The 11,856-nt window shown below is 58.7% G+C and carries 13 protein-coding genes; all 13 read left to right on the plus strand.

The window, feature by feature from the left end:
• Nucleotides 1-47: 47 nt before the first annotated feature.
• The 13 genes from ndhC (at nucleotide 48) to nuoK (ending at nucleotide 11,782) form a co-directional block, all read left to right on the plus strand.
• On the plus strand, nucleotides 48-422 hold the full coding sequence (ndhC, locus tag HUO14_RS06285; RefSeq protein ID WP_176279028.1) for an NADH-quinone oxidoreductase subunit A: 375 nt from the start codon (nucleotides 48-50) through the stop codon (nucleotides 420-422).
• A gap of 47 nt (nucleotides 423-469) precedes the next feature.
• Nucleotides 470-985 carry a NuoB/complex I 20 kDa subunit family protein gene (locus tag HUO14_RS06290; protein ID WP_176279511.1) on the plus strand — a complete coding sequence of 172 codons (516 nt, stop codon included), beginning with the start codon at nucleotides 470-472 and terminating at the stop codon, nucleotides 983-985.
• Nucleotides 986-1,085: 100 nt separating this feature from the next.
• Complete coding sequence (locus tag HUO14_RS06295; RefSeq protein WP_176279029.1) at nucleotides 1,086-1,868, plus strand: NADH-quinone oxidoreductase subunit C; 783 nt, start codon at nucleotides 1,086-1,088, stop codon at nucleotides 1,866-1,868.
• A gap of 154 nt (nucleotides 1,869-2,022) precedes the next feature.
• Nucleotides 2,023-3,255, plus strand: coding sequence for an NADH-quinone oxidoreductase subunit D (locus HUO14_RS06300; protein WP_176279030.1), 1,233 nt, complete (start codon nucleotides 2,023-2,025; stop codon nucleotides 3,253-3,255).
• A complete protein-coding gene (locus HUO14_RS06305; protein ID WP_176279031.1) occupies nucleotides 3,255-3,920 on the plus strand; it encodes a complex I 24 kDa subunit family protein in 666 nt (221 codons plus the stop codon). The genes HUO14_RS06300 and HUO14_RS06305 overlap by 1 nt, the downstream gene beginning before the upstream one ends.
• A gap of 257 nt (nucleotides 3,921-4,177) precedes the next feature.
• On the plus strand, nucleotides 4,178-5,500 hold the full coding sequence (gene nuoF / locus HUO14_RS06310; RefSeq protein WP_176279032.1) for an NADH-quinone oxidoreductase subunit NuoF: 1,323 nt from the start codon (nucleotides 4,178-4,180) through the stop codon (nucleotides 5,498-5,500).
• Entirely contained in the window at nucleotides 5,497-6,201 is a 705-nt protein-coding gene (locus tag HUO14_RS06315; protein ID WP_176279033.1) for a hypothetical protein, read from the plus strand. The genes nuoF and HUO14_RS06315 overlap by 4 nt, the downstream gene beginning before the upstream one ends.
• Nucleotides 6,201-6,941 (plus strand): hypothetical protein, encoded by a 741-nt coding sequence (locus tag HUO14_RS06320; RefSeq protein ID WP_176279034.1) that lies wholly within the window; start codon nucleotides 6,201-6,203, stop codon nucleotides 6,939-6,941. The genes HUO14_RS06315 and HUO14_RS06320 overlap by 1 nt, the downstream gene beginning before the upstream one ends.
• A complete protein-coding gene (gene nuoG, locus HUO14_RS06325) occupies nucleotides 6,941-8,956 on the plus strand; it encodes an NADH-quinone oxidoreductase subunit NuoG (protein WP_176279035.1) in 2,016 nt (671 codons plus the stop codon). The genes HUO14_RS06320 and nuoG overlap by 1 nt, the downstream gene beginning before the upstream one ends.
• Nucleotides 8,957-9,116: 160 nt before the next feature.
• A complete protein-coding gene (gene nuoH / locus HUO14_RS06330; RefSeq protein WP_176279036.1) occupies nucleotides 9,117-10,175 on the plus strand; it encodes an NADH-quinone oxidoreductase subunit NuoH in 1,059 nt (352 codons plus the stop codon).
• Nucleotides 10,172-10,657, plus strand: a complete 486-nt coding sequence (nuoI, locus tag HUO14_RS06335) for an NADH-quinone oxidoreductase subunit NuoI (RefSeq protein ID WP_176279037.1) — start codon at nucleotides 10,172-10,174, stop codon at nucleotides 10,655-10,657. The genes nuoH and nuoI overlap by 4 nt, the downstream gene beginning before the upstream one ends.
• A 208-nt stretch (nucleotides 10,658-10,865) precedes the next feature.
• Nucleotides 10,866-11,480 carry an NADH-quinone oxidoreductase subunit J gene (locus HUO14_RS06340; RefSeq protein ID WP_176279512.1) on the plus strand — a complete coding sequence of 205 codons (615 nt, stop codon included), beginning with the start codon at nucleotides 10,866-10,868 and terminating at the stop codon, nucleotides 11,478-11,480.
• Nucleotides 11,477-11,782, plus strand: a complete 306-nt coding sequence (gene nuoK, locus HUO14_RS06345) for an NADH-quinone oxidoreductase subunit NuoK (protein ID WP_067198924.1) — start codon at nucleotides 11,477-11,479, stop codon at nucleotides 11,780-11,782. The genes HUO14_RS06340 and nuoK overlap by 4 nt, the downstream gene beginning before the upstream one ends.
• The last annotated feature ends 74 nt before the right edge of the window (nucleotides 11,783-11,856 follow it).

Genomic DNA, 11,856 nt, shown 5'->3' on the forward strand with positions numbered 1-11,856 from the left:
GCACCACTGCCTAAAAGCAGCCCGAATATTAGCGAAACGAGTCATCTGTGGTCGATCTTTCCGAATATGCGCCAATTTTGTTGTTCCTGTTCGTAGCCGTCGGCTTGTCGACAGCGTTCGTGTTTCTGCCCATGGGCGTCTCGCGATTGACCGGAACCCATAACCCCAGTGCCGAGAAGCTCTCGGAATATGAATGCGGCTTTCCCGCCTTTGAAGATTCGCGCAGCCAGTTCGATGTGCGCTTCTATCTCGTCGCGATCCTGTTCATCATTTTCGACCTCGAAGCGGCGTTTCTGTTTCCGTGGGCGGTGTCGCTCGATCTGACCGGCTGGACGGGGTGGGCGACGATGATGGTATTCTTCGCGGAGCTGATCATCGGTTATATTTATGCTTGGAAAATAGGAGCGCTGGAGTGGGATTAGAGGCCAACACCACGGGTTCGGCGATTCTGAACGCCGATGGCACGCCAATGCGTCCGAATACCGATCCCGACGAGGGATTTTTCAAGGACCTGAATTCGGAAGTGAATGACAAGGGCTTCCTTGTCACTTCGACCGAGGAACTGTTTCAATGGGCGCGCACCGGTTCGCTCTGGTGGATGACCTTTGGTCTCGCCTGCTGCGCGGTCGAGATGATCCACGTCAACATGCCGCGCTACGACATGGAGCGTTTCGGCGCTGCGCCGCGCGCCAGTCCGCGCCAGTCCGACGTTATGATTGTCGCCGGAACCCTGTGCAACAAGATGGCACCGGCGCTGCGCAAGGTCTATGACCAGATGTCCGATCCGAAATATGTCATCTCGATGGGCAGTTGCGCCAATGGCGGCGGCTATTATCATTACAGCTATTCGGTGGTTCGCGGCTGTGACCGGATCGTTCCGGTCGACATTTACGTGCCGGGATGCCCTCCGACTGCGGAAGCCTTGCTCTACGGCGTGATGCAATTGCAGCGGAAGATCCGCCGCATCGGGACGTTTGAACGGTGAATATGGTCTATTCGATAAATCCGTTCGCCCTGAGCCTGTCGAAGGGTTTTGCGAAGTCGTGCTGCGACAAGCTTAGCACGAACGGCAGGGGAGCGATCTGATGGCCCATTCCGCACCTGTAATATCCAGCAACACCGGCGTTGCGGCGAAGCTCGGCAAGGCGATCGGCGCTGCCTTGCTCGACACCGTCGAGGCTTATGGCGAAATCAGCTTTACCGTCGAGCGCAGCAAGCTGGCCACGGTGCTGGAAAAGCTGCGCGACAAGCATGAATATCAGCAGCTGATGGAAATCGCCGGCGTCGACTATCCGGACCGCCCGGAACGGTTCGAGGTCTGCTATCATCTGCTCAGCCTGACCAAGAACCACCGCATCCGGGTCAAGGTTTCGACCGATGAGGACAATGCGGTGCCAAGCGTCACCCATATCTGGGAAGTCGCCGGCTGGCTCGAGCGCGAAGTGTTCGACATGTATGGCGTCTTGTTCGACGGCAATACCGACTTGCGCCGCATCCTGACCGACTATGGTTTTCAGGGGCACCCGTTCCGCAAGGATTTCCCGCTGACCGGCTATGTCGAGATGCGCTATTCCGAGGAAGCCAAGCGCGTGGTTTACGAACCGGTAAAGCTCGCCCAGGATTTCCGCAGCTTCGACTTCATGTCGCCGTGGGAAGGCGCGGATTATATCCTGCCGGGTGACGAGAAAGTGGGCGGCGAAACGCCACCTCCCACGCCGAAGACTACCGACGACAAGAAAGATACCGGCGCTGGCGACAAGGCCAATGAAGAAGCGGCCAAGCCATCGAAGCGCAAGGAAGCGGCGGCGAAGAAGCCTGCTCCGAAGCGGACCAAGTCCGGCACGCAGAAGAAGGGGGAGGGCAAGTGATGGCTGGCAACACTACCGTTCGTGTCGAGCGTAGTCGAGACACCTCTATCCACCACAACCGGCTTCTCGACTTCGCTCGAAGCGAACGGGAGAGTGAAACTCTGTTTGACGGCTTCTCGACTTCGCTCGAGGCGAACGGAAAGGTGGGCATCTGATGGCTGACTATCTCGACGAAATGGATCATCTCGCGGACGACACCGACCCGACGGTTGGCGATCTGGAAATCCAGAATTTCACGATCAACTTCGGTCCCCAGCATCCCGCCGCCCATGGCGTGTTGCGGATGGTGATGGAGCTGGACGGCGAGGTCGTCGAACGCGTCGATCCGCATATCGGTCTGCTGCACCGCGGCACCGAGAAGCTGATCGAGCACAAGACCTATTTGCAGGCTTTGCCCTATTTTGACCGGCTCGACTATTGCTCGCCACTGGCGATGGAACATAGCTATGTGCTGGCGATCGAGAAATTGCTCGATCTCGAAGTTCCTCTTCGCGGTCAGTATCTGCGGGTATTGTTCGCCGAACTGACCCGTATCTGCAATCACATGCTCAACATCGGCGCCCATGTCATGGATGTTGGTGCGATGACCCCGAATATCTGGGTGTTCGAAATTCGCGAGCAGTGCCTGGAATTTTTCGAACGCGCCAGCGGCGCCCGCATGCACAGCGCCTGGTTCCGGCCCGGCGGCGTCCATCAGGACGTGCCGCTCAAGCTGCTCACCGATATGGCCGACTGGCTCGACGAGTTTCCGTCCTTTTTCGAGGATGCGATGAGCCTTGTCGTCGACAACCGCATCTTCAAGCAGCGCAATGTCGATATCGCCACCGTGTCGCAGGATGATGCGATCCGCTGGGGCTTTTCCGGCCCGGTCTTGCGCGGCAGCGGTGTCGCCTGGGACCTGCGCAAGTCGCAGCCTTATGACGTCTACGACCGCATGGACTTTGAAGTGCCGGTCGGCACCAGGGGCGACTGCTATGACCGGTTCATGGTCCGGGTCGAGGAAGTCCGCCAGAGCGCGCGGATCATGCGCCAGTGCCTCAATGAAATGCCCGATGGTCCCGTTGCTTCAACCGACCGCAAGATCGTCCCGCCGAAGCGGGCCGAGATGAAGCAGTCGATGGAAGCCTTGATCCATCATTTCAAACTGTACACCGAGGGCTTTCACGTTCCCGCCGGTGAAGTCTATGTCGCCACCGAAAGCCCGAAGGGCGAATTCGGCGTCTATCTGGTCAGCGACGGCACCAACAAGCCCTATCGCTGCAAGATCCGGCCGACCGCCTTCTCGCATTTGCAGGCAATGGACTTCATGTGCAAAGGCCATATGCTGCCGGACGCGACTGCCATATTGGGCGCGATTGATGTCGTATTTGGAGAATGTGACCGATAATGGCTGAAGCACCAACCATCCCCGACGAAATCGAAACCCGCGCCAAATGGGGCGATTTTGCATTTACGCCTGCGAACGAGAAGCTGGCGAAATGGCAGATCGCGAAATATCCCGCTGGCCGCCAGAAATCGGCGGTCATGGCTTTGCTCGACCTGGCCCAGCGGCAGGTCGGTGCGGACACCAAAACACAAGGCTGGCTGCCGGTGCCGGTGATCGAATATGTCGCCGCCTATCTCGATATGCCTTATATGCGGGCCTATGAGGTCGCGACCTTCTACACCATGTATAATCTCGCGCCGGTCGGGCAGTTCCATGTCCAGGTCTGCGGTACCACACCGTGCATGTTGCGCGGCAGCGACGATGTGATGGCGGCGTGCAAGAACAAGGGGCTCAACAAGGGCAAGACCACGCCCGACGGCCTGTTCACGCTGACCGAGGTCGAGTGCATGGGCAATTGCTCCAACGCGCCGATGGTCCAGATCAACGACGATAATTACGAAGATCTCGATTATGACATCATGACCCGGATCCTCGAGGATCTGGCCGCGGGCAAGGACATCAAGGTCGGCTCGCAAATCGGCCGCAAGACCAGCGAGGCCGAGGGCGGTCCGACGAACCTGCAGGCAATGGTCAAGGAAAACCACGATTACCGGGGGGAATGGTGATGAGCGCTCCATATTTTCCTCTCCGTGCGAAGCACGGGGAGGTGGCAGTCCACCGGACTGACGGAGGGGCGGCCACGCAGGCTGCCCTCTGTGGGATTTGCCCCTCGACCACGCTTCGCGCGGTTCCCCTCCCCATTGCTGCGCAACAGGGAGGATATTGATGCCATGCAGGTCGACGGATATGCAGGCTGGATCGGGCTCACCGTGGTCATCATCGGTATCGTTGGCGGCCTCTGGGGCCGTTGGAGGAAAAAATAATGGCGTTTGATTTCCTTCAGGACAAGGACCGCATCTTCACCAATGTCTACGGGTTCCAGTCATGGGACCTGAAGGCGTCGCAGAAGCGCGGTGACTGGGACAATACTGCTGACATCATCAAGCGCGGCAATGACAAGATCATCGAGGAAATGAAGGCCAGCGGCCTGCGCGGTCGCGGCGGGGCGGGTTTCCCGACCGGGCTGAAATGGTCATTCATGCCCAAGGAAGCGCCGAAGGACAGCCAGGGCAATCCGCGGCCGAGCTTCCTCGTCATCAACGCCGATGAATCCGAGCCGGGCAGCTGCAAGGACCGCGAAATCCTGCGCAACGATCCGCACAAGCTGATCGAGGGCGCGCTGATCGCCGGTTTCGCGATGCGCGCGCGCGCCGCCTATATCTACATTCGCGGCGAATATATCATGGAAGCCAAGGTCATGGAGGCGGCCGTCAAGGAAGCCTATGACGCGGGGCTCATTGGTAAAAACGCCGCCAAGTCCGGCTATGATTTCGACGTCTTCGTCCATCGCGGCGCCGGCGCCTATATCTGCGGCGAAGAAACCGCGATGATCGAAAGCCTCGAAGGCAAGAAGGGCCAGCCGCGCCTTAAGCCGCCGTTTCCGGCTGGTGCAGGCCTTTACGGCTGCCCGACAACGGTGAACAATGTCGAAAGCATCGCGGTTGTGCCGACGATCCTGCGGCGCGGCGCTGCCTGGTTCGCCAGCTTTGGCCGCGAGGGCAATCACGGGACGAAACTGTTCCAGGTCTCCGGCCATGTCGACAAGCCTGCGGTGTTTGAAGAAGCGATGTCGATCCCGTTCAAGGACATGATCGAGAAACATTGCGGTGGCATCACCGGCGGCTGGGACAATCTGCTGGCGGTGATTCCGGGCGGTTCGTCGGTTCCGCTGGTCCCGGCCGAGCAGATCATGGACGCGCCGATGGATTTCGACGGTCTGAAGGACCTCGGTTCCGGTCTCGGTACGGCGGCGGTCATCGTCATGGACAAGTCGACCGACATCGTCCGCGCGATCTCGCGGCTCAGCTATTTCTACAAGCACGAAAGCTGCGGCCAATGCACGCCGTGCCGCGAGGGCACCGGCTGGATGTGGCGGGTGATGGAGAAGATGCGCGATGGCGACGCGGATATCGAGGATATCGATACGCTCTATGAAGTGACCAAGCAGGTCGAGGGCCACACGATCTGCGCGCTCGGCGACGCGGCTGCCTGGCCGATTCAGGGCCTGATCCGGCACTTCCGTCCCGAGATGGAGCGGCGGATTAACGAGCATAAAGGCGCGGAAGTTCTGGAGGCGGCGGAGTGATCAAGATCTCACCACTCTTTTTGTCCATCGCGATATTGTTCGCTACCGTTCCCGCAACCGCATTTGCCCAGCCGGAAATTGGATCGCGCATCGACCGGAGTCGGGAAGGCATGACCGGCTTTCATGATCCCATGGTCCAGCAATCGGCTAGAGCCGGTATCAATGCAATCGGCCGGTGCAAGGCCGAAAATAACCGATTCAGGGCCTTGAAAACGCTGGATCACAAATATCTGAGCACTGAGCAAGCCAAGTCGCTCAACTATATCTACAAAAAAGTCGATTATGATGATCCCTGCTATATCGCCAAGAATATCCGCTTTGGCTTTTCAACGGCACCGGCAGTGGGATCCTTTTCCGAGTTCTTTCTGCTGCGTAAATATGGCGAGGATGATATCGCATCGCTGGCATCGCTGACCAATCTGGAGTGGCAGCAGGACATGATGAAGCCGCGCAACGCCGAAGAGCTGTTCGGTTTGTGCGTTGTCCAGTCCGGGCGCGAAAAAATCTATGCTTTGATCAATACGGTCCCGGATACTGAAGCGGAAGGAGAGGCAATCAGCGCGATCATGCCGTTGCTTGGCCCTTGTATCCGCGACGGTGCGGAAATCGCCTTTGACAAGACCTCACTGCGCGCGATGCTGGCATTCGGCCTTTACCGGGCCGTGAGACAGCATGCCGAAATGCTGGAGGCGGCCGAGTGATGGCCACGCCATCTTCCATGACTTCCGCTGGTGCGGTCGCGGCAGCGATTTCTGCGTGTCTTGCCAGCGGAAGCGCTGTCGATGCGAAAGAGTTCAGCACGGCCGAAATTCGCGAAGTGTCGAAAAACTATGCGGATTGCGTGGTCAAGAGACGCTATGAACTGGCCAGAAATGCCGTAGTCTCTAACGCAAACAATGGCGAAATCGCCAAGGATTACCGAAAGCTCATCATCGGTGACTGTTTGGTCAAGGCGAATAAGGGCAATGGCGCCCGGATGAAATTTGGCGGGGACCACTATCGCTATGCGCTGGCGGAGGCGCTCATTCGGCATGATTTTCCCGAGCCATCGCTGACGACGGTCGAGGGACTAGCGAAATTGACGCATTTGCCGACGCCTACGTCGCCGCCGGATGTTACAGGCTACAAGAAAAGCAAGGCCGAGAAGGTTCTCGCCGCCTATCAGTCGAGTAAATTGATTACCTCCTTGTCGCAATATGGCGAGTGCGTGGTTCGCTTGGCTCCCGTGGACTCTCACGCGCTGCTGATGACGGATACCGATACGGCCGGCGAAGCGGCAGCATTTGCGAAATTGCAGCCCACTCTTGGCGACTGTCTCGCCGGAGATGGCACAGTGAAATTCGGCAAATCGGTGCTTCGGGGCTCGATTGCCATCAATTATTACCGGCTGGCTTATGCGGCATCGCATCCAGTAGCCTTGACAGCGGAGGCCCAAAACTAATGCCTAAAGTCACCGTAGATGGCATCGAAATCGAAGTGCCGCAGGGCGCGACCGTGCTGCAGGCTGCCGAGCTTGCCGGCAAGGAAATCCCGCGTTTCTGCTACCATGAGCGCCTGAGCATCGCCGGCAATTGCCGCATGTGTCTGGTCGAGGTAAAGCCGGGACCACCGAAGCCGCAGGCGAGCTGTGCTCTGCCGGCTGCCGAAGGTCAGGAAATCCGCACCGACAGCGAGATGGTCAAGAAGGCGCGCGAAGGGGTGATGGAATTTCTCCTGATCAACCATCCGCTCGATTGCCCGATTTGCGACCAGGGCGGCGAATGCGATCTTCAGGATCAGGCCATGGCCTATGGCAAGGGAGGCTCGCGCTACGAAGAGAATAAGCGCGCGGTGACCGAGAAATATATGGGGCCGATCGTCAAGACCGCGATGACCCGCTGCATCCACTGCACGCGCTGCGTGCGGTTCAGCGAGGAAGTCGCCGGCGTCGAGGAAATCGGCGCGATTGGCCGCGGCGAGGGGATGGAGATTACCTCCTATCTCGAAGGCGCGGTGCACAGCGAGCTGAGCGGCAATGTCGTTGACCTCTGCCCGGTCGGTGCCTTGACCAGCAAGCCTTACGCTTTCGAAGCGCGTCCGTGGGAATTGACCAAGACGCTCGGCATTGACGTGATGGACGGTGTCGGCACGAATATCCGGATCGATTCACGCGGCCGCGAAGTGCTGCGCGCGCTGCCGCGGGTCAATGATGACGTGAACGAGGAATGGGCAACCGACAAGACCCGCCACGCGATCGACGGCCTGATGAAGCGCCGTCTCGACAAGCCTTATGTGCGCAAGAACGGCAAGCTGGAAGAAGCAAGCTGGAACGAAGCATTCCAGGCGATTGCCGATGTGAACGCAGGCAGCTCGGTTGCTGCGATCGCCGGTGATCTGGTCGATTGCGAGACCATGTACGCCGCGAAAAAACTGCTCAAGTCGATGAAGTCGGACATGCTGGAAGGCCGTCAGACTGGCCTGTCTTATGATGTTTCCAATCTCGCTGCGGTGAACTTCAATTCTACCATCGCCGGTATCGAGGACGCGGACGTGATCCTGCTGGTCTCTACCAACCCGCGCTGGGAAGCGTCGCTGGTCAACACCCGCATCCGCAAGGCTGTGCGCCAGGGCGGCGCGAAAGTCTTCGGCATCGGTCCGGAAGCGGACCAGACCTACAAGGTCGAATGGCTGGGCGACGATATGGGGCTGTTGGCGAAGCTGCCGAAAGCGGCTGCCGATGCGCTGAAAGCTGCGGAGAAGCCGGCGATCATACTGGGCGGCGGCGCATTGAGCGTCGAGGGCGCGCATGGCGCGGCGCTCAAGCTGGCGAGCAAGTACAAGCTGATCCGCGATGGCTGGAACGGCTTCAACGTCCTGCATATAGGGGCCTCGCGCACCGGCGGACTGATGCTCGGCTATGCCTATGACGGCGGGATCAAGGCAATTGCAGCGAAGAAGCCGAAACTGCTGTTCGCGCTCGGTGCGGACGAAATGAATTATGAAGCGTTCAAGGACAGTTTCAAGGTGTTCATCGGCCATCATGGCGATGCCGGTGCCCATGCGGCGGACGTGATCCTGCCGGGTGCGGCCTATACCGAGAAAAACGGCACTTATGTCAATCTGGAAGGCCGGGTGCAGCGTTCGAACAAGGCGATTTTCGCGCCGGGTGATGCGCGCGAGGACTGGAGCATCCTGCGGGCGCTGTCCGACGTCATGGGCAAGACCCTGCCGTTCGACAGTTTCGAGGAACTGCGCACGAAAATGGCGAAGGATCATCCGGAACTTGCACAAGAAGGTCTGGTCGCGTTCGACTGGGCGCCGCCGACCGGCTTGCCCGACAAGCCAACTGGGCAGGGCGTCCATCCGATCAAGGATTTCTATCTGACCAACAGCATCGCCCGAGCCAGCGCGACGATGCAGCGCTGTTCCGCGGAATTGCTGCATGCCGATGATGAATTGATGGAGGCGGCGGAGTGATACAAACTGCTACCTTTTTTCCTCCTTGTGCGAAGCACGGGGAGGGGGACCATCCGCAGGATGGTGGAGGGGCATATCGCCTCCTCACTTCGTTCGGCCCCTCCGTCACGCCTTCGGCGCGCCACCTCCCCAAAGCTGCGCTTCAGGGAGGAAATATCTGATGACCGAATTTCTTCAATCCACTTTTCTCGGTGCCGAGCTCGGCTGGTTTGTCGGCACGCTCGCGCTGATCCTGCTGATCGCGCTGCCACTGATGCTGGCTGTCGCGATGATCATCTATGTCGACCGGAAAATCTGGGCGGCGATGGCGCTGCGCAAGGGGCCGAACGTGGTTGGCCCCTTTGGATTGCTGCAATCGTTCGCCGACGGTCTGAAAGTATTCCTGCAGGAAACGATCATCCCGTCGAGCGCCAACAAGGGCCTGTTCCTGCTCGCGCCGATCATCACCTTCACCGTGGCCCTGCTGGCCTGGGCGGTGATCCCGTTTGGTGAGGACATGGTGCTTGCCAATATCAATATCGGCCTGCTGTACATTCTCGCGATCAGCTCGCTGGGCGTCTACGGCGTGGTAATTGCCGGCTGGGCGAGTAACTCCAAATATCCATTTTTCTCGGCGATGCGCGCCGCCGCACAGATGATCAGCTACGAAGTCTCGATCGGCTTCATCCTGATTTCCGTGGTGCTGTTTGCCGGAACCTTCAACCTGTCCGAAATAGTGCTTTCGCAAGAGGGGCATATTTTCGGCATGGTCAACGCGTACGGCCTGAACCCGCTGCTGTTCCCGATGGCGGTGGTGTTCCTGATCGCCTCGATGGCGGAAACCGCGCGCCATCCGTTTGACCTGACCGAAGCGGAAAGCGAGCTGGTTGCCGGTTACCAGACCGAATATAGTTCGATGTCCTTCGCGCTGTTCTGGCTCGGCGAATATGCCAATATCCTGCTGATGTGCGCGCTCAACGTCATCCTGTTCTGGGGTGGCTGGCTGCCGCCGCTCGATGTCGACTGGATTCCCTGGTTCGATATCCCGGGCATCATCTGGCTGTTCGGCAAGATGTTCTTCTTCTTCTTCATCTTCAGCTGGGTGATGGCTACGGTACCGCGCTACCGCTATGACCAGCTGATGCGTCTGGGCTGGAAAATATTCCTGCCGCTGAGCCTGCTGTGGGTCGTTCTCGTCAGCGGATATGTGATGATCGACAAATTTGGATTGCCGCTATGAGTATCGCACAACATATCAAAGCCTTCACCCTTTGGGAATTTCTCGGCGCGCACATGCTGACGCTGAAATATTTCTTCAAGGCGAAGAAAACGATCAACTATCCCTATGAGAAGAACCCGATTTCTCCGCGGTTCCGGGGAGAGCATGCATTGCGCCGCTATGCGAATGGCGAGGAACGCTGCATTGCCTGCAAGCTGTGCGAAGCGGTCTGCCCGGCGCAGGCGATCACGATTGAGGCCGAACCGCGCGAAGACGGTTCGCGCCGCACCACGCGCTATGACATCGACATGACCAAGTGCATTTATTGCGGTTTCTGCCAGGAAGCCTGCCCGGTCGATGCTATCGTCGAGGGCCCGAATTTCGAATATGCGACGGAAACGCGCGAAGAGCTGATTTACGACAAATCGAAACTGCTGGAAAACGGCGACAAATGGGAGCGGGCAATCGCGGCAAATCTTGCCGCCGATGCGCCGTACCGGTAATGGGCGCTGTGATGATTGAGATGGGGGCACTTTTGCAAAATTGCGCTGTATATTTCCTCCCTGTGCGTAGCATGGGGAGGGGGACCAACCGCAGGTTGGTGGAGGGGGCGAGTGCGCAGCGCTCGCTTCGTTCGCAGCCACTCCGTCACGCCTTCGCCAAGGCTTCGGCGCGCCACCTCCCCAAAGCATCGCTTCAGGGAGGATGTGTATAATGCAAATATTCGCTTTCTATCTCTTCGCATCCGTCGTGCTGGCCAGCGGTGCCATGTGCATTTTTTCGCGCAATCCGGTGCATAGCGTATTGTGGCTGATCCTGGCGTTCTTCAACGCAGCGGGCCTGATGGTCCTGGTCGGTGCCGAGTTTATCGCGGCGCTGCTGGTCATCGTCTATGTTGGCGCGGTCGCGGTCCTGTTCCTGTTTGTCGTGATGATGCTCGACATTGATTTTGCCGAACTGCGCGCAGGTTTCATGAAGCATCTGCCGCTCGGGTTGCTGCTCGCTCTGGTGCTGGTGGTCGAAATCATCTTTGGCGTCGGTGCCTGGCAGTCGTCGGGCATGGGGCAGGCCACCGCCGCAGTCGGAATTCCGGAAGGTGCGCCGTCCAATATCGAGCAGCTGGGTGCATTGCTCTACACCAAATATGTATTCCTGTTTGAAGCCGCGGGCATGATCCTGCTGGTCGCGATGGTCGGTGCGATCGTCCTGACCCACCGGACGCGTAGCGGTGTAAGAAAACAGAATGTCGCCAACCAGGTCGCCCGCCGGCCCGAGGACGCGACCCGCAACACGCAACCCGAAGTCGGCAAGGGAGTGGAGCTATGATCGGCATTGAACATTATCTGGTCGTCAGCTCGATCCTGTTCGTGATGGGCATGCTCGGCATATTCCTGAACCGCAAGAATATCATCATCATCCTGATGGCGATCGAATTGATCCTGCTCGCGGTGAACCTCAATTTTGTCGCGTTCAGCGCCTTTCTCGGCGACATGACCGGGCAGGTGTTCGCGATGTTCATCCTGACCGTTGCCGCAGGCGAAGCCGCCATCGGGCTGGCCATTCTCGTGATTTATTTCCGTCAGCGCGGCACGATCGCCGTCGATGATGTCAACCGGATGAAGGGGTGAACATGAGTTCGTCTAAAAATACCGTTCGCCCTGAGCCTGTCGAAGGGCAGGTTGCGTCCACGCCGTTCATACTT

The sequence above is a fragment of the Parasphingorhabdus flavimaris genome (assembly GCF_013371215.1).
Lineage (GTDB): Bacteria > Pseudomonadota > Alphaproteobacteria > Sphingomonadales > Sphingomonadaceae > Parasphingorhabdus > Parasphingorhabdus flavimaris.